Origin of the sequence: Erwinia sp. ErVv1, assembly GCF_900068895.1 — a bacterium.
Lineage (GTDB): Bacteria > Pseudomonadota > Gammaproteobacteria > Enterobacterales > Enterobacteriaceae > Erwinia.
Window position 1 is genome coordinate 47489 of the sequence record NZ_CDPK01000012.1, and the last position, 18913, is coordinate 66401.

The following is an 18913-nucleotide window of genomic DNA, read 5'->3' on the forward strand; positions in this document are numbered from 1 at the left end:
AGCAGATTTAGCTTCAGCCATAGTGTTCAATGACTGGGATAACTTTGAAGTGTACGCTTCTTGATCGATTAATATGCAGGCAACTAATCAGTATAAGAGTGTAATTTCTTCAGCGCGGCTTGCCAGTCACTGGGTTGAATATGGAAATTTTCCAAAATCTTTGAGCAGTTAAGCTTCGAGTTCAACGGGCGCCTTGCAGGAGTGGGGTAATCAAACGTGGTAATAGATCGGATAAGTGGCTTACGATTGATCAGTGCACTATTAGACGCAATGGTAAGAATTTTATCAGCAAACTCATACCAGTTGGTATACGGAAAACCACTGAAGTGATAAATACCCCATTTAATCTCAGAACCCTCCAAAATCCTTTGTGATATAGTCAGCAGTGCGTTAGCAATGTCTCCCGCCCATGTAGGGCTACCATACTGATCCCCTACTACGTCAAGGGTTTCTCGGTCCCTGGCTAAACGGATCATTGTCTTAACAAAATTATTACCGAATTCTCCAAAAACCCAGGCAGTTCTCATTATGATATGACGCTGACAATATTGCTGTATTGCCTTCTCACCCGCCAGCTTGCTGGCACCGTAAACTCCGGTTGGTCCTGTTGCATCATTTTCTTGGTAAAGCCCATCTTTGTCGCCAGAAAAGACATAATCTGTTGAAATATGCAGCAGTGCTGCACCCGATTTTTCAGCAGCCTGTGCCAGAAATTTCGCACCATCACAATTTATAGCATAAGCCGCTATTTCTTCCGTTTCGGCTTTATCTACTGCAGTATAGGCGGCAGCATTGATAATTATATCTGGTTTAAAATCACTCACTATAGCGTCTATTGCTGATGAGTCGGTAATGTCCAAACCTGAGCGATCAACGGCACGAACGATCCACTGGGGACAGGCTTGCCTAGTTATCTCACGGCCAACTTGTCCTGCCGCGCCCAAAATCAGTAATCTCATTAGTTAAACCATTCTGCGAAAGCAGCCATTTTCATTATAACTGGGAACTTAGCCCCACATAGTGGGATCTGAAACCTGTTGTAAAGCGGAGTTAAAATAATGTTGACAATAATTGGCCTTGCTGATCTTTTACCGACAGCAATGGCTCAGTAATTGGCCAGTCGATACCAACGGCAGGATCGTTCCAGAGCAAACAACCCTCACTTTCAGGATCATAATAATTGGTGCATTTATATTCAAAATCAGCGTAATCTGACACTACGACAAAGCCATGTGCCAAACCTGGTGGTATCCAGAACTGAGTTTTATTCTCTTCAGAGAGAATTACTCCAACCCATTGACCATAAGTGGGAGAATTAACACGTATATCTACTGCAACATCAAAGACTTCACCGCGTACAACCCTTACGAGCTTACCCTGCGGGTTAACCCGTTGAAAATGTAAACCCCGGAGTACGCCTTTTGCCGAACGCGAGTGGTTGTCCTGAACAAAATCGCAATCGGTTTCCAATAATTCCCGGTAACGGTTTTGCTGGTAAGTTTCCAGGAAAAAACCACGTTCATCGCCAAAAACCTTAGGCTCGAGAATTTTCACACCTGCAATTTTGGTATTGATAACATTCATTTAATCAAACTCTTATGGGAAAAATTGATGGCATGATAGGTTTACTGCCGTTATTCACTGTAGCTTAACATACCCATAAAAAGGACTAAAGACATCAGCCTTACGTCCAGTACCACTCATGGGTGATAGTTTACTTATCCTTTCAGAACCTGCATATCATTTATGAAGAAAAATTAAGAACTTTCTGTAGGAATTTCTCTCCTTTTGATGAAAAAATTGTCTATTCACTGAATCAGTTTTACAGATGATAGGTTTGTATGGTTTTTACCCACCCCCCACATGAAATTTTTTTTATGGTAGCCTAAAAGCGTAAACTTCAGTCATAGGGCTATCCGGTCTAAAATGGAGAATTTTGCCCCGAAAAGTTTGTTTGACACATCGTTTTCCGCGTATAATTTTGCTCGAATTTAGCGATTTTTGAGCTAAATGGGGTAAGGGTTACATTGTCACGATTGAACGTGATCAGATGTACAAGTCGATACTTATTACAGAGCATTTCTATGAAGATTCTGGTAACAGGCGGTGCTGGGTTTATTGGTTCAGCAGTTGTAAGAAACATTATTCATAACACATCCGATGATGTACTCATTATTGATAGCCTGACTTATGCAGGTAATCTCGAATCGCTGGAGCCCGTTGCGTCTAACTCACGTTACGCCTTTACCAGAAAAAACATCTGTGATCGTACAGGTTTAGACGAAATTTTTTCTCAGTTTCAACCTGATGCCGTAATGCATTTAGCTGCTGAAAGTCATGTGGATCGCTCCATAGATGGTCCTTCGGCTTTTATTGAAACTAATATCGTTGGCACCTATACCTTACTCGAAGCAACTCGCGCTTACTGGTCGGCTTTGTCCCACGATAAAAAAATGGATTTTCGCTTCCACCACATTTCGACTGATGAGGTATATGGCGACCTTCACGGCACTGACGAGCTGTTTGTAGAAACCACACCTTATGCGCCCAGCAGCCCATATTCTGCTTCAAAAGCTTCAAGCGACCACCTGGTCAGGGCATGGCATCGTACTTACGGCCTACCTATAATTATTACTAATTGCTCAAACAACTATGGCCCCTACCATTTTCCTGAGAAGCTGATACCGCTTGTTATACTTAACGCCCTTGCCGGTAAACCTTTACCCGTCTACGGAGAAGGATTGCAAGTACGTGACTGGTTGTATGTTGAGGACCACGCGCGCGCGTTATATGAAGTTGTCTCAAAAGGTGAAGTTGGTGAGACCTATAATATTGGCGGTAACAACGAGCGCAGGAATATCGACGTGGTGAAAACCATTTGCTCAATTTTGGATGAACTTATAGAGCATAAGCCTGACGGCATCACTCATTTCGCATCATTGATTACTCACGTCACAGATCGTCCCGGCCATGATATGCGCTATGCCATTGATGCGAGTAAAATTGCACGTGATTTAGGCTGGAAGCCGCAGGAAACTTTTGAGTCTGGTATACGTAAAACAGTTGAATGGTACCTTGCTAATGAAGAATGGTGGCAGCGTGTTCAGAGTGGCGCTTATGCTGGTGAACGTCTTGGCTTAAGCAAGTAACGACTTTAAGGAATTTTATGAAAGGTATCGTTTTAGCCGGTGGTTCCGGGACACGTCTTTATCCGATTACGCGTGGCATATCAAAACAGCTATTGCCAATATATGACAAGCCGATGATCTACTATCCGATTTCCGTGCTTATGCTGGCAGGAATTAGGGAAATTTTGATTATCACTACACAAGACGATCTGCCGTCTTTCCAGCGATTACTTGGTGATGGCAACCAGTTTGGGGTGAAGTTTCAGTACGCTGTTCAACCTTCCCCTGATGGCTTGGCTCAGGCCTTTATCATCGGTGAAGAGTTCATTGCGGGTGAGTCATGTGCATTAGTTCTCGGTGACAATATTTTCTTCGGTCAGAGCTTCGGTAAAAAACTGGAAACTGCAGCACAGTCAGCTTCAGGAGCAACCGTGTTTGGTTACCAGGTGATGGATCCTGAGCGTTTTGGGGTCGTTGAATTTGACGATAAGTTCAAAGCTCTTTCCATTGAAGAGAAACCACTGAAACCGAAGTCACACTGGGCGGTCACCGGGCTCTATTTTTACGATAAGAACGTCGTGGAAATGGCTAAACAGGTTAAACCATCTCACCGCGGTGAGCTCGAAATCACTACGCTGAACGAAATGTATATGGAAAAGGGCCAACTCAACGTTGAACTTCTGGGCCGTGGATTCGCCTGGCTGGATACAGGAACACATGACAGCCTTATCGAAGCCTCGCAGTTTATCCATACCATTGAAAAACGTCAGGGTATGAAAGTAGCATGTCTCGAAGAGATCGCGTGGCGAAAAGGTTGGCTCAGGTACGAGCAAGTAGCTGCACAAGCCAAGCTGATGGCGAAAACTTCATATGGCCAATATCTGCAAAACTTAATTGACGAGAAAATCTGACGCCGGACAGGTTTGAATGTTAAAAGCACAGTCACTACTGTGCTTTTTTTATGATTACTAATTATATCCCTGCGGATTCGAACTCTGCCATTTCCAGGTATCACGCATCATCTGGTCGATACCGCGCGAAACGCGCCAGTTGAGCTCTTTGTCTGCCAGTGAGGCGTCGGCCCAGAAGGCGGCGAGATCGCCGTCGCGGCGAGGGGAAATCTGATAAGGAATGGTACGACCGCTGGCTTTCTCGAAGGCCTTAACCATTTCCAGGACCGAATATCCTACGCCCGCCCCAAGGTTATAGGCTTTATAGCCGCTGATGGACGCAATGTGATCCAGCGCTTTAAGGTGACCTTCGGCAAGATCCATCACGTGGATGTAGTCACGCTCACCGGTGCCATCTTTGGTGGGATAGTCACCGCCAAAAATATTCACCTTTTCCAGTCGGCCAATGGCCACCTGGGCGATATAGGGCAGCAGGTTGTTTGGGATGCCGTTAGGATCTTCCCCAATCTGACCAGACTCGTGTGCGCCAACCGGGTTGAAGTAGCGCAGCGCAATGGTTTTGAATTCCGGGTTGGCCTTCGCAAAGTCGCGCAGGATGAATTCGACCATCAGTTTCGAGGTGCCGTACGGGCTGGTTGTGCCGCCGATTGGCGTAGTTTCCACATAGGGAACCGGCGCATCCGCGCCGTACACCGTGGCGGAAGAGCTAAAAATAAACTGATTGACACCAGCGGCGCGCATCTCTTCCAGCAGGATAAGGGTGCCGGTCACGTTATTTTGATAGTACTCCAGCGGCATACGGGTCGATTCGCCTACGGCTTTAAGGCCGGCGAAGTGGATCACCGCAGAGATATCATGCTGGGTAAAGAGATTGCGCAGGCAGGCGCGGTCGAGGATGTCACCTTCAATGAAAGTGGCTTTTTTACCCGCCAGCTTTTCTACCCGGCTGAGGGATTCGCGCGAAGCGTTGATCAGGTTGTCCAGTACTACCACGTCGTCGCCGCGCTCAAGCAGCGTCAAAACCGTATGGGAACCGATGTAACCCGCCCCGCCCGTGACTAAAATAGCCATGTTGACTCCTTGCAACCGCGCGCACTGGCGCGGCCATGTTCGAAATATCGGATTATTTTGCCAGAATGGTCTGGACTGCCTCACGGAACTCACGGCCCTGGGCGTTGTTGCGTAAGCCCCAGGAAACAAAGGCTTTCATGTAGCCCAGTTTGCGTCCGCAGTCGAAGCTTGCGCCAGAAAGCTGGTGAGCGTCAACCGGCTGTTTCTTCGCAAGGCTGGCAATGGCATCGGTCAGCTGATAACGATCCCATGCGCCCGGCTCCAGATTTTCCAGTTCAGCCCAGATATCGGCAGACAGAACGTAACGACCCACGGCGGCCAGATCGGAGTTCAGCGTCTGCGGGTTTTCAGGCTTCTCAACGAAATCGACGATTTGGCTGACCTGGCCCGGGTTGTCCATCACGTCGCGCGTTTTGATGACCGAGTATTCAGACAGGTCGGCTTCCGGCATATGATGCGCCAGCACCTGGCTGCGGCCGGTCTCTTCAAAGCGTGCAACCATGGCGGCCAGGTTGTAGCGCAGTGGGTCAGCGGTAGAATCATCCAGCAGCACGTCAGGCAGCACGACCACAAACGCTTCGTCATGCAGCATCGGGCGGGCGCACAGGATAGAGTTAGCCAGGCCCAGCGGCTGAGGCTGGCGAACATTCATAATAGTGACGCCCGGTGGGCAGATTGACTGAACTTCGCTCAGCAGTGAACGCTTTACGCGCGCTTCAAGCAGGGCTTCCAGTTCATAGGAAGTATCAAAATGGTTTTCAACCGCATTTTTGGAAGCGTGGGTGACCAGAACAATTTCCTTGATCCCTGCTGCCACGCATTCGTCGACGATGTACTGGATCATCGGCTTATCTACAATCGGCAGCATCTCTTTAGGAATGGCTTTTGTAGCAGGGAGCATGTGCATACCCAGACCCGCAACGGGGATAACTGCTTTAAGCTTGGTCATAATTTTTCCATATAAATGAAGTAAAAAGCGTTCAATCATTATGCATTAAAGAGATGCCGTGGAAGTATAATCTTAATCTGAAAATTTTCCCCCGCTGGTACTAAAAAAAAAGGCAACCGCCTGAGCGATCGCCTTTTTATTATTGTCCAACTCAAATTTATTAAAACCAGCCGCTAAACCACTCCGGCATAATAAACAAATTGTAGTAGCTGACCAGCGCCATTATGCCGACAAACACCACTGAAACCGAGACCCACTGTCGGGCATACGGGATAAAGCGGATGCCAATCACCGGCTTAATAAAGAATGGATGGGCAAAGGCCGAAATGAGCACCTGAGAAATTGACAGCGTCAGCGCCACATACCAGACGTTGGGGTAGATCCAGGTGGTGGCCAGCACCAGCACCACAATGATGCTTGCCACAATATTCCAGTAAAACTCGACGTTAGTCCGTCCGTTTGCCTGCGAAATTGCGCCCGTCAGGCCGCCCATTGGACGCAGCATGCCGAAGAGAAGCATCAGCGGTATCAGGTGGCCGACGGCTTCATGTGCGCTGCCATAAAGCACCCGCACGATCACCGGTGAAAGGATGCCGATCGCCAGATACATCAGGCTGCTAAACAGCATGATGGCCAGCGTGCCTTTCAGGAACAGTTTCTGAAGCTGCGCCGGTTCATGCTGCTTTTCAGCAAAGCGCGGCAGCGCCAGGCGGTTTATCACTGGCGTAACCAGCTTAAGTGGCTGAAGCACCAGCTCTTTTGCCAGAGAATAGACCCCCAGCATATCGGCTCCCATTACCTTACCCACAATCAGGGAGTCGGCCTGAGTACGCAGCTGATTTATCGTCTGGGAACCGAGCTGATAGACACCATATTTAATCGAACTAAAAAAAGTGGCTTTATCAAATTCAAAGGTGGGTCGCCAGGCTTTATCGCCAAACCAAATCATGCACAGAATACGCATGGCGGCATTTGAAAACAGCCCCAAAATAACGGCGGCAACGTTGAGGGAGGTAAACCAGAGCATGGCAACGGTAAATATAAATGCCAGGAATTTGGTGACCATCTCTATTTTCGCCAGCAGCACCATCTTTTTGGCTTTAATAAAATGAGCCTGATATTGCGACAGCGAACCCAGCACCAGAAAGTTCAGACTGGTTAGCATAATCAGTCCGGTCAGCTGAGGAATATGATAGAAATGCGCGATAGGCCAGGCGATGGCGATCAGCAGCAGCCCGGTTATCAGGCTCAGCAGGACGTTGACCCAGTAGATGGTGCTCTGCTCTTTCCGGGTGATGTTCTGGCGATGCACGATATAGCTGCTCATCCCCATATCCTGCAACACCATCGCTACCGCCAGAATGGCGTTGATAATAGCCAGAACGCCCAGTTCGTGGGCCTCCAGCCTGCGGGCCAGCACGCCCAGCTGCACGACCTGTAATACGGCGGCGAAACAGGTACCGCCAAACAGCCAGGCGGCCTGATGTTTTAAACTACTCACGCAAGTTGCTCCAAAAGCTGTGCCAGCTGGCGATAAGCAATATGCTGATTGAACTCGGTTTCTACCCTGGCGCGTGCGGCCGCAACGACCGGTGCCACGTCAATATCGCTTTTCGCCAGTTTGAACAGGATATCACTTAATGCTTTCGCATCGCCTTCCGGCGCCAGCCAGCCTGAGACGTTATTTTCAATGAGCTCAGGAATGCCGCTATGATCGGTTGAGACCACGGGTAAGCCTACGGCCATGGCTTCCATCAGGGCAACCGGAATACCCTCCATATCGCCGTCAGCAGCGGTCAGGGAAGGCAGCAGGAAGATGTCGGCTTCATCCAGGTAGCGCTTGATCTCTTCCTGGGGTTTAAATCCGACCATTTTCACGCAGTCTTCCAGCTGTGCCGTACGAATGGTGTCACGCAGTGTCTCTTCCAGGTCACCGTTACCGATGATGGTATATTCAAAATTCGCGCCCTGTGCCTTAAGGTATTTGCAGGCCTCAACGGCGACCCCCAGACCTTTTTTCTCGGTCAGACGTGCGACAGAGACGATACGCAGCGGCGAGTGCAGCGACTCACGCTCTTTCAGATTGAATTTCTCTGGCTCAATGCCCATGCGCGTCACGTGAATTTTTTCAGGCGGACAGCCCATGGCAATCAGTTTGTTTTCCCACAGATGGCTGATAGGCAGCATCAGTTCGGACTGACGGAACAGGTTGGCATAGTCCTGCTTATGCTCCTCAAGAATATGCCGGCGGGAAATATCCGCACCGTGGAATACGGTCGCCTGTTTGCCCCGTAGCACATTTAGTTCCCGCAGCTTATTCGCCAGCGCACCGGCGTAGCCGAAGTGCACCAGGAAAATATCGGCGGTAAAGGTCTTCTTCGCATGGGCAACGATGGCAGGCAGCAGAAGCTTGCTGGACTGCGCGCCATAGCGCCCGATATTGAAGGATTTCAATGTGGTCAGGCTGAGGATTTTCGGCAGCACAATCTGCAGGCGCTGCTTCAGCTTGTCCGCGTTGCTCACCTTCTCTTCCGGCAGCAGATAGTGCGTTTTTTCTGCCAGATTGTAGCGATCGAATGCGCCATGGCGGTTCACCAGATCGCCAGGGAAGACGGAGATGATCTCCACGTCATAGCCGCTGTCGATAAAATGGATGACCTGATTGAGCACGAAGGTCTCTGACGAGACCGGAAATCGCATTGTGAAGAATGTAAGTTTCATCGGTTCACCCTAAATGTCTGACGACGTCTGCGGTAATGTTGTTACCCAGAACTCTCTCCTGCTCAACCGCGAGATCAACCTGCTGTTTTACGGCGTCGTAATTGTCCAGAATGCTGTTAACCCGGGTGATGATGCTGCCATCCATCAGGCTTTTCACATCCGTTGCCATCTCTGGCAGGCCCAGCTGGTTCATCACACCCAGAGATTTGTGCTCATAGTTGATCGCCACGGCGGGGGTGCCAAAGTTCATGGAGATAATGGCCGAGTGCAGTCGGGTGCCGATGGTCAGATGGGATTCGCCAAGCAGTATCCCCAGCTCCAGGTCGTTAAACTCATCCATGATCACGTGATACTGATCTTTCTGCACAATGCGGTCGCGCAGCGTCATCGCCACCATACGGTCATCTTTGTTGTAGCTGTCAATGCCGGTGCAGGTGGAGAGGGCAACGACCTGATAGCCCCGGTCGATCACCGCATTAATCACCTTAGCAAACGCCTCTTCGTACTCCTGTTGCGTGACGCCCAGACGCTTATCAAAGGGAGCCAGTTCGCGCACGGTTATGGCGACGGTTTTTTTCGCGGCAATCAGGTTCTGCCAGTGCTGCAGGTTATGGCTGGGATTTTCAACGCTGCGGGCGCGAACCAGGAAGGCGGTATCCGCACCGGAGACCACCTTTTCCGTGGTGATGCTGCCCTTTTTCATCATTTCAAGACTGACGCTTTCACGCAGAACCAGGCTGTTAACGCGCGAGAAAACGAAGTTGGCAATCTCGTTAAATCTCTCTTTCTGGAATGGCCCGACGCTGTGCCCGATCATATAAATCGGCTTCTTTGCCAGCAGCGCGCAGAGCGAATGTTCAAACTGGAGCGGCCCATACAGGTCAACGAAAAACGAGCCGCCGACCTGAATAATCGCATCGTATTGCTTAAGACGGTTGGTAAATTCCTGGAGATATTTTGGCACGGGAAAAGATTTAAACAGCCCGCTGCCGCTGATGTGCGCCATCATAATTTTTGGCATCAGGCGGCGTTTGATTTTATCGGTCAGGCTATTTTTGCCCTTCTTTGTTTCAAGAAAGAGCTCATCCGGCATGACCGTCTGCTGTAGCAGATAGCCAGAGCTGGTTGGATAGCGACTGATGATATCAATGTCCAGATCGTTCCTTGCGAGGTTAAGCGAGTCGATAAGACCGCGTAAAATAGCGCCATCACCACGATTTCCACATGTATGATTGCCAACTAATAAAATCTTCATAACAACTCCAGAAAAATTTTTGTAATTTTACAAACCGTCACTAACCATAAGTGGTTAATTAATAAGTATAATTGTTCAAAATACCTGCCAGAACACCCATCAATACTGCCTCGCCACTTAATCCATCCGCGATCCGCAACCTGCCGACTGACTCGCTGATGCCGGGCGGCACTCTGGCCGCCCCTTTTTTGTTACCCTTTCAATGCAAAATAAGGCACGGCAACCTGTTTGCCGTTAATCACCATCGACACATAGCCTTCGGCCTGTGAGGTATTTACCTCTTCAGCTTTTAACAGCCGTGATTCCAGCAGCACATCGCCCTGCTCGTTAGCCCCAATCCCGGCTTTGCCGTTGTGCAGGGTGAAGCGCTGTAACGCCTGATGAGCATTTCCGCCTGAAGGCTTATCTGCAAAGGCCATTTTGCTGTCGAACCGTGCGCATTTGCCGGTCATAAACCGGTCCCGGGCGGTCGACTTCATCAGTACGCCAGCGGATGCCAGCCAGCCGGCCAGCTTGACGTAAACGCGGGTATCGGTGTCATAGGGCGTTTCGTACATCACATCGAGGATCGGGCTGGCCCCTTCTGCATGCCAGCTGGCTTCGAATTTATGTGCTTTACGCTGCAGGCTGATTATGGCCTTGCCGCCGGTGGTTTTGCCGTCCACCACCTGGTTCAGCAGGCTCTTATCGGTGCCGTTGCTGTACGAGGACTGGCCGAAAATTTCGATTTCCCAGTTGTCGCCGACGTCGGGCGTAAAGATATTGCCCAGCTCATACCACTTTTCCTGATTGGTATTGTTGATGATGCGATAGCGCGACGTCAGGTAGTTGTACTTCATGCTGCCGTCAACGGCGATGCCGTAGGACTCCACGCGCGTTGAGCCTCGCTCATAGGCGCTCAGCCATTCGTGATCGCCCAGCGAGTTGTCGATCCAGCTTCCGGCCTGCAAATTGGTCTGGCGCATATTCAGGCGCGAATTGTGGGCTATCAGCGGATTCGGGCAGGTTTCCAGGCTCAGGGCATCAATGATCCACTGGCCGTTGGAAATGTTGCCCGGATGTTCGGAGTGCTCAATCCAGCCGTTATGGATCAGTGACTGACCGCAGCGCTCAAGGTTAAGCACCATCCCTTTGGTACAGTATTGAGCATTGAAGTTTGAGAGCTCGATCGCCGTGCTGTGGTCCCACTTGCCTTTCGGCAGGTTTGACCAGACGGACTTGATCACATCGCCGGTACAGCGCAGGGCGTACCACTGGTCGATTTTACAATCGAGCGTATCCATCAGACTGAGTGAGGTGCCGCCGACCTGGACAAAACGCAGGCAGGCGCCGCGGAAGAACTGTCCGCCTTTGCAGGTATTGTTAAAGAAGCCCTGCCCATTGTCCTTTACGTCGGTACGACCGTTAAAGTTCAGGTTGCTGACTTCCACCCAGCGGGCGTTAACCTGGAAAACAAACCCGGGTTTGCCGTCGGAGACGATATTGGTGGCCGGGAAGTAGCCGAAGTTGACCATGGCCCCACAGACGCGGAAAAAGCGCGTCTGCTCGCCGGAGAAATCACAGGCGCTGACGAAGAAGTCACCGGCGGGAAACTGAATGCAGATCTGCTGGTTGGCCTTTTGCGACCAGGCATACATCGCTTTGATGGCCGGTGCCGCGTCGGTTTTACCGTCGTCGATGGCACCAAAATCAAACAGCGTCAGGCGGTTGAAGTCGTCAACCACGCGCCGCCAGTGGAAATCGGTCCCGGAGAAAATCACCCCGCCGTCATCCGGCGCAGCGCTCAGGCTGCCGACGAACTCGCCACCGCCCTGCTCCAGCCCGTTATGCCAGCTGCTGAGCTTAACCTTGGCCCCTTCGAACAGCGGACGCGTTTTTCGCAGATCGTCAACGGAGGCGATTTCGCCAATCAGCTGATAACCGGCGGGCTGCGACAGGCGCTTACTGAAGGTATTTGCCCCCGGATGGCTGACGTCAGGAATATTGAACAGAACGTTTCCGCCATCATCCACCACCGCCATGGAGTGCGCGGGCGTGGCAATCAGCGCGCCGTTATCGGCGATAAACTTCTGAAAGGTCCCCTCGTTGAGCGCAATAGGCTGTTCAATCTTAGAGAGCTTACCGCTGGCGTTACGCAGGAAAACATCCGTCAGGTTAGCTGACTGAGTCGGATCGGTGCCGACTTTACCAATGTACAGCTTGCCACTGAAGTTTTTCCAAAAGCGGTCAGGCATGGTGTAGATATTTTCAGGCGTCAGGATCGGGACGTCTTCTTTAGGCAGATCGCTTACCGGTACCTCTTTCAGCGACACGGCGGGCTCTTTTCTGGCAGCCTGACTCGAGAACGAGCTTACCGAAAGGGCGGCGAAAATGGATGAGAATGCGGTAATTACTTCTCTTCTTTTCATTGATGGAATCCCATAGTCAATGTGCCCCTGGAGGCGTGAATGTGTGTCCCAAAGGCATTGCCCGGCATACCAGAAACCGGTGACATTACACCAGTGAAAGCCAGCTCTCTTTAATGACCTTGCCGTCGAATTTCAGCGAGGTTTCGACTGTTTTCGCGCTCATGGCAAAAAACAGCGCATCGTTATGTGCGAGCTGGTTCATTTTTTCAATAAAAGCGGTCCGATCATTCATCGCGACCAGAAATCCGTCCTGACTGTCGTTAATAATTTCCTGCGGACCCGTCGGGCAGTCATAGGCGACAACCGGCAGCGCCCAGGACTTGGCCTCGAGCAGCACCAGCGGTAGCCCCTCATAGCGCGAGGTCATCAATGCCATATCGCTGTCGCGGTAGTAGTCGTTGATGTTGGATACCTTGCCGACGAAGTTAACGCTGTCGGTAATCTTAAGCGTCGCCGCTTTGGCCAACAGTTCGCTTTTTAACTCACCGTCGCCCGCAATCACCAGCTTCCAGTCAGGGTTGGTGGCGGCAAAGCCCTGCCAGACGTCCAGCAGCAGGTCGAAACCTTTCTGATGATCGAGACGGCCAACCGCCAGCGCCTGGCGGTGCCGCACGCTGCGCTGATGATTTTTATACACCACGGGGTTGGGGATAGTCTGGCTGGCGATGCCCCAGCGGGTAAAGACGCTGCGGTCTTTGTCGGTCAGCACGATGACGCGGTCGTAATAGCGTAAAAAGAGGTACTTGAGGAATTTGATCGGCTTGCCGAAGGAGTTAATTGCAATATGCTCGCAGGCGTAGGCCTTTGACGTTTTCTTTTTGCGCGCCAGCAGGCTGTAGAGAGCAAACATTACGCTCAGGCGCCCCATACTGATCAGGAAAACCGCATCAAACCCTTCCTGATTAATGCGCTGCACCGCGCTGCGAATAGGATTCTTCACGCCGGCAAAGCTGACGATCTCTTTCACTTTTTCAAACGGATAAAAGGGCTGACCGGATCCTTCCAGCGAATAGACGGTCACCTGATGCGCGTCGCCCAGACATTCGGACATAAAGTTGCAAATGTTTTCCGTTCCGGCATAGGAGTAGGCGTCTTTAATCACCAGCACTATTTTTTTCATCGCGAAGTCATCACCTTAATCACATCAATGTTAAATACCTGGTGCTACAAAGAATTTTCGCACCAGGCGGGCTTAGCCTGTGCCCAACTGAAACGTTTCAGTCTGCAACGCTATCTGTGCTTCAGCGCGAACAAAACCCCGTTAACCATGTACCAGACGTAATAGTAATACACTTTTAGTGGATTGTTTTTATAGATAAATCTTAATAAGTCGAGGTGCCACTTCGCCGCTTTGTTTTTATTACGCGAAAGTGAATCACCCAGCTCATAGTAAACAACCAGTTCCTTATTAATTACGCGAGCCTGCCTGTACTGTTCAAAGAGCTCATACAGGAACAAAAAGTCCTCATGACCCTTTTTCTGAAAATAGATACTGCGCGCGGGTCGTCGGTAGCAGACGGAGGAAAAACAGATACGAAACTGCTTTTTCACAAAGCTGTCTTTCATCAGCAAGGGCTTGTTGTAAGTGACGCTGTAGGATTTGGTGCGGGAGTTGTAACCATAATGCGAGATGACCAGATCGTCACCCGCTGCCAGGGCCTGAACCTGTAGCATCAGTTTATCGCGCTGCCATTCATCGTCGCTGTCAAGAAAAGCGATAAACTCCTCTTTTGCGGCGCGGAGGCCCACGTTACGGGTTTCGGCCGCACCGAGATTGACCTCATTATTGAGCAGGGTAATACGCGGATCCCGGCAGTGCTCCTGCACCAGCGCCAGCGAGTCATCGGTCGATTTATCATTAATCAGATAGATGCGCCAGTCCGTCCAGGTTTGATCAAGTACCGATTGTACCGCCCGCAGGACCGTGCTGTGCGCATTGTACATGGGGATGATGATGCCCACCGTGCCGATTTGATTGTTCATCTGATATCCTGAATCTGAATCGTTAAAAGCCAGCCCTGCCGGGGCAAGGGACGGCAGTCAGCATCGCTGCAAACTGAACGATTAAAAGGGTTATACGTAAGACGGCCAGGGGAACCCTGGCCAGTTAATCAGAAAAGCCTGAAGAGTGGTGCAACGCTGTAGCCGTCGATCGACTGTACGGACAGGATGGTGTTATAAGCCAGATAGTAGGACGTCATGGCAAACAGCAGCGCGAAGTTGAGGATCACGTTCCTGATACGCAGCATCAGGAAGGCCAGCAGCAGTGGCTCACAGTGCAGGAACAGGTTCCCCACCCTGCCTCCCAGAATCGAGAAGTCTGAGAAGACGATACGGACGGCCGCACCAGCGGAGTAAGCGATAAACAGCAGGTAGGCCAGGCGATCTTTTTCCGTAATAGCTTTGCGGAAGTAGACCATCGTAAAGAAGGCAATAAAAGCGATGTTCTTTAAGTTCGCCAGACCGAAAACCGGCGAGGCGACGTCAAAGTTGGTCCCGCTGTAGCCCATGGCCCTGTCACCGATCACCGGTACGATCCCCAGCGAGTCAAGAAACAGCCTTTTACCGCCGACTATCCCCAGTGGAATAGCAGCAATCACCATCGCCAGGCCAAAATATTTACGCTCTTTCAGGAACAGGAACGGCGTCACCATTAGCACGGCATAGCCGGTTGAGTGCGACTGCGAACTGAGTACCAGAAAAATAATCGCCAGCAGGTATTTCCGTCCCGCGGCGGAGCAGATGCAGGCCACCGCGAAAGCGCTGGAAAGACCGAAGCGGATCTGGTTCATATCCTTGTTGATAAACAGGTGCGCCGAATAGAGACAAAGCGAACAGAGGATCAGCGGCGAATATTTTTTATAGATCCAGGCGTTGGTCGATACCGCGATAAATGCGATGAACAACAGGAAGTAGTAGCTCTGCTGGGTAAACCATGACAGCACCCACGCCAGCAGCATAAACAGATTTTCGTACCGATAAACGTTGGCAACGGTCTGATAACCACTCATTTCCGTCTGACGGGAAAAGTCGTGGAAAAAGCCCAGATACTGCCAGTCATCAATCCCGGAACCCGGCCCCCTCATCCCGGCGAAAAGGATCAGGCCAACCGCACCGATAAAGAAGAAATAGGTCACTACCCTTTGCATTTTAGGCTGCGTCAGCTGGCCAATGGTTGCCAGCTCAAAAAGACAAAAAATGAGCAGTGTGTAGCTAATTATCCAGTATATCGCCATTCTTTTCCCCACCGCGCTATCTTTCCTGGCGGAAGATAACGCTATTTTCTACCGAACCGCTGGCTGACTTTATCCTTCAAACGATTGATAAAGTAGGTACGGTTGTCTTTATTTGTTAAGAAAAAGTAGCGAATAAAACTCACGCTGGCCTGGAGAGACTTGCCATCCATTTTGTATCTCAGCGGCAGCTTATACGCTTTATAAGTATTGATATCGCGCTGGGTGAGATAAGGCTTCATGGTATCCAGCCAGAAAAGTGAGTAGTTAACCGACTCGCCCTTATGTTTAGACCCAAATTTAGTGATCAGATGATAGTTAGCCAGAGGCTGCTCAATCATCACGAACTCATAGCCCTTTTTGTCTGCACGGATGCAGAAATCATAATCCTGATGGCGAATGTAGCGGGTGTCGAAGCGAATATCTTCGGCATATTCGCGCTTCATCACCAGAGTACTGGTCTGAATAAAGCCGTAACAGCCAAACAGATATTCAGCCACCGTCTCGTTGCGGCCTGGTCGCTGCATCGGCATCACCTTCAGGAAATGACCATCCTGAATGATATTGACCTGGCTGAAAATGATGCTTTTCTGGCGACCCTCGGCTTCCAGTCGCTGAATGGTTTTCACCGACTCCAGCAGCTTGTCGTGGTGCCACTCATCATCCGCATCCAGGAAGCTGATGTAATCCCCGGTCGCCAGCTCAATGCCTTTATTACGGGCACCCGAGCCATTCAGTTTTTCCTGCGACAGCACGAGGTTGATTTTGAGCTTACTGTATTTTTCTGACTGCACTACCGCGGCTAACTTATCCGCGTCGCTGGATTTGTCATCAACAATGATGACCTCAAAGTTTTGCCAGGTCTGCGCAGCCACGCAATCTAATGTGGTTACGATAGATTCAGATGCATTGTATGCAGGAATAACTATCGAAAAGAAAATATCCTTCATTGCAGGCACCTTTAAACGTCTAAAAGAAACGGCCTTAATCGCCACGCTGTCGGTAATAAGATGACCTTCCCAACGTTGGGAAGGTCATCGCAATCCGCTAGCTTTTCGCATCCTGCTTGTAGCTGTAATCGTAATAGTCGTAGCCGTATCCATAGGCGTTAGCCGCTTTACGCACCACGGCGTTAAGGATCACACCTTTAATCTCAATGCCGTTCTGGGCAAAGCGCTTGTAGCTGATATCCAGCTCTTTCAGGGTGTTAGTTTCAAAACGCGCCACCATCAGCGAGGTACCGGCCATCTTGCCGATAACCGAAGCATCAGTCACCGCCAGAATCGGTGGCGTATCAATCAGCACCAGGTCGTAGTTCTTGCTCGCCCATGCCAGCAGCTCCTGCATACGGTTATGCATCAGCAGCTCGGACGGGTTAGGTGGCACCTGCCCACGCGGCAGGAAATCAAATCCGTAAGCGCCCTGCTGGATCAGTTCGGTGGTGAACGGCGTTTTACCCGACAGAATGTTAGACAGGCCCGTTTTGCTGCTTGCCCCTAACAGTTCGTGGGTATAGCCACGGCGCATGTCACCATCAATAAAGAGCACTTTCTGACCGGCTTTCGCCACCAGCGTCGCCAGGTTTGAACAGATAAAGGTTTTACCAATACCCGGGCTGGCGCCGGTAATCATCAGAATGTTGTTTTTCGCTTCCATCATCGCAAAGTGCAGGCTGGTACGCAGGCTGCGGATCGCTTCGATTGACAGGTCAGTCGGGTTACCCAGCGCCAGCAGCGTGTTATGCGGGTCGGTTTTGCCCAGACCGCGCTTCGTCAGCGCTTCCGTATCCTTCTTACGCTGCCATTCAGACAGTGGGACGCTCGCATAAACGTTCATGCCCTGCTCTTCCAACTGATCCGGGCTGTCGATGCCGTGGTGGAACAGCGCTTTCAGCAGGATATAGCCGACGGAGACCACCAGACCTAAAATCATGCTGGCAAGGATCAGCAGCATCTTCTTCGGTGCTACCGGGCTGCCTGCCGTTTCCGCATGGTCAACGACGCGAACATCGCCCACGGTGCTGGCTTTGCTGATGTTCAGCTCCTGCTGACGATTCAGCAGCTGCATGTAGATCTCCTGACCGGACTGAACGTCACGCGTCAGACGCACGATTTCCTGCTGGGTCTGCGGCATCTGGCCAATTTTCTGGTTCAGCTGCTTCTGCTGATTTTCCAGCGTCTGGCGTTTTTCCAGCAGCGCGCGGTAAGTTGGGTGATCCTTGGTGAACAGCTGAGAAACTTCGGCTTCCTTGAAGGTCAGCTCGTTGAGCTGGCTCTGGATGCTGACCGATGAATCCAGCGCAGATTTCGCTTCAAGCGACATATCGACTGAATCATTCTGGCGACGATAGCGGTTAAGCTTATCTTCCGCGGCATCAAGTTTTTCACGCACGTCCGGCAGCTGCACCTTCAGGAACTCAAGGCTCTTCTGAGCTTCCGCGGATTTGCGGTCAATGTTCTGACCCACATAGTTATCGATCAGCTGATTCAGAACTTTACTGATCAACACCGGATCTTCGCCGGTGTAGGTCAGACCCAGTACGCCGGTGTCTTTACCTTTGTCTGCGACCGCCAGATTATCGGTCACCAGTTTGATCGCCTGCAGGTCCGACAGTTTAGTGACCGTGAAGTCGGTTCCTTTATCAACCTGCTGGATGCCGCTGACCAGCATGGTCACGCCATTATGATTTTCCAGCTGACCCACTTTACCTTTAAACAGCTCTTTACCGTCTTTACTGACGGTGTAGCTGTCCGGGCCGTTAACCTCAACCTCGAGTTCACGCTTTTCCCAGTCGGTCGGTACGGTAAGCTGGGGGATCTCAAGCTGACCCGGCTTATTACCCATAATGCGGGACAGGCCTTTACCAATCACCGGCAGGTAGTTTTGCTGAACCAGCACGTCCAGCCCCAGATCGTGAACGGTTTTACCCACTACCATACGTGAGGTGACGATCTCCACTTCCGTAGCGGACATCGGCTGCGCGTTCGGCATCATCTGCGTCAGGTCGTTCAGCACGGTATTGGAATTTTTGTCTTCCACCTGCACCATCGCGTCGGCGCTGTAGATTGGCGTCGCAAACAGGCTGTACAGCGTACCCAGCAGCATAAATAGCGCTGTGACGGCCACAATTACCCAGCGATGGTCAATCAGCTGCCCCACCAGATGCGCCAAATCCCATCCGTTAGATTCCTCTTTCGGCGCAGACGGTACCTTACTTTTTATATTCATGGATAATCC

At 50.8% G+C, this 18913-nt stretch carries 15 protein-coding genes; 2 read left to right on the forward strand and 13 right to left on the reverse strand.

The window, feature by feature from the left end:
• Window positions 1-83: 83 nt before the first annotated feature.
• Both rfbD and rfbC read right to left on the reverse strand, forming a co-directional pair.
• A complete protein-coding gene (rfbD, locus tag A1830_RS15895; RefSeq protein ID WP_067708420.1) occupies window positions 84-959 on the reverse strand; it encodes a dTDP-4-dehydrorhamnose reductase in 876 nt (291 codons plus the stop codon).
• Window positions 960-1050: 91 nt separating this feature from the next.
• On the reverse strand, window positions 1051-1584 hold the full coding sequence (gene rfbC, locus A1830_RS15900; protein WP_067708423.1) for a dTDP-4-dehydrorhamnose 3,5-epimerase: 534 nt from the start codon (window positions 1582-1584) through the stop codon (window positions 1051-1053).
• Window positions 1585-2084: 500 nt separating this feature from the next.
• On the opposite strand from rfbC, the gene rfbB reads away from it, so the two are divergent.
• Both rfbB and rfbA read left to right on the forward strand, forming a co-directional pair.
• Window positions 2085-3149, forward strand: a complete 1065-nt coding sequence (gene rfbB / locus A1830_RS15905) for a dTDP-glucose 4,6-dehydratase (RefSeq protein ID WP_067708427.1) — start codon at window positions 2085-2087, stop codon at window positions 3147-3149.
• 17 nt (window positions 3150-3166) lie between these two features.
• Window positions 3167-4039 carry a glucose-1-phosphate thymidylyltransferase RfbA gene (rfbA, locus tag A1830_RS15910; RefSeq protein ID WP_067708431.1) on the forward strand — a complete coding sequence of 291 codons (873 nt, stop codon included), beginning with the start codon at window positions 3167-3169 and terminating at the stop codon, window positions 4037-4039.
• A 57-nt stretch (window positions 4040-4096) separates the two neighbouring features.
• Here the strand turns inward: rfbA and galE are convergent, their stop codons facing one another.
• The 11 genes from galE to wzc all read right to left on the reverse strand — a co-directional run bounded on the left by galE (window position 4097) and on the right by wzc (window position 18904).
• Window positions 4097-5110: a UDP-glucose 4-epimerase GalE gene (gene galE, locus A1830_RS15915; RefSeq protein WP_067708434.1), complete on the reverse strand. Its 1014-nt coding sequence runs from the start codon at window positions 5108-5110 to the stop codon at window positions 4097-4099.
• A 52-nt stretch (window positions 5111-5162) separates the two neighbouring features.
• Complete coding sequence (gene galF / locus A1830_RS15920; protein WP_067708439.1) at window positions 5163-6059, reverse strand: UTP--glucose-1-phosphate uridylyltransferase GalF; 897 nt, start codon at window positions 6057-6059, stop codon at window positions 5163-5165.
• Window positions 6060-6219: 160 nt separating this feature from the next.
• Window positions 6220-7560, reverse strand: coding sequence for a lipopolysaccharide biosynthesis protein (locus A1830_RS15925; RefSeq protein WP_067708444.1), 1341 nt, complete (start codon window positions 7558-7560; stop codon window positions 6220-6222).
• A complete protein-coding gene (locus A1830_RS15930; RefSeq protein WP_067708447.1) occupies window positions 7557-8780 on the reverse strand; it encodes a glycosyltransferase in 1224 nt (407 codons plus the stop codon). Before A1830_RS15930 ends, A1830_RS15925 begins: the two co-directional genes overlap by 4 nt.
• Before the next feature lie 4 nt (window positions 8781-8784).
• A complete protein-coding gene (gene wcaK, locus A1830_RS15935) occupies window positions 8785-10035 on the reverse strand; it encodes a colanic acid biosynthesis pyruvyl transferase WcaK (protein ID WP_067708452.1) in 1251 nt (416 codons plus the stop codon).
• A 191-nt stretch (window positions 10036-10226) separates the two neighbouring features.
• Window positions 10227-12443 carry a phage tailspike protein gene (locus tag A1830_RS15940; protein ID WP_067708456.1) on the reverse strand — a complete coding sequence of 739 codons (2217 nt, stop codon included), beginning with the start codon at window positions 12441-12443 and terminating at the stop codon, window positions 10227-10229.
• A gap of 85 nt (window positions 12444-12528) precedes the next feature.
• Window positions 12529-13563 (reverse strand): glycosyltransferase, encoded by a 1035-nt coding sequence (locus tag A1830_RS15945; RefSeq protein WP_067708459.1) that lies wholly within the window; start codon window positions 13561-13563, stop codon window positions 12529-12531.
• Window positions 13564-13673: 110 nt separating this feature from the next.
• Window positions 13674-14426 carry a glycosyltransferase family 2 protein gene (locus tag A1830_RS15950; protein ID WP_067708462.1) on the reverse strand — a complete coding sequence of 251 codons (753 nt, stop codon included), beginning with the start codon at window positions 14424-14426 and terminating at the stop codon, window positions 13674-13676.
• A gap of 128 nt (window positions 14427-14554) precedes the next feature.
• Window positions 14555-15679 (reverse strand): EpsG family protein, encoded by a 1125-nt coding sequence (locus tag A1830_RS15955; protein WP_067708466.1) that lies wholly within the window; start codon window positions 15677-15679, stop codon window positions 14555-14557.
• Between the two features lie 41 nt (window positions 15680-15720).
• Window positions 15721-16626 (reverse strand): glycosyltransferase family 2 protein, encoded by a 906-nt coding sequence (locus tag A1830_RS15960; protein ID WP_067708468.1) that lies wholly within the window; start codon window positions 16624-16626, stop codon window positions 15721-15723.
• 97 nt (window positions 16627-16723) lie between these two features.
• On the reverse strand, window positions 16724-18904 hold the full coding sequence (gene wzc / locus A1830_RS15965) for a tyrosine-protein kinase Wzc (protein ID WP_067708472.1): 2181 nt from the start codon (window positions 18902-18904) through the stop codon (window positions 16724-16726).
• Window positions 18905-18913: the final 9 nt, after the last annotated feature.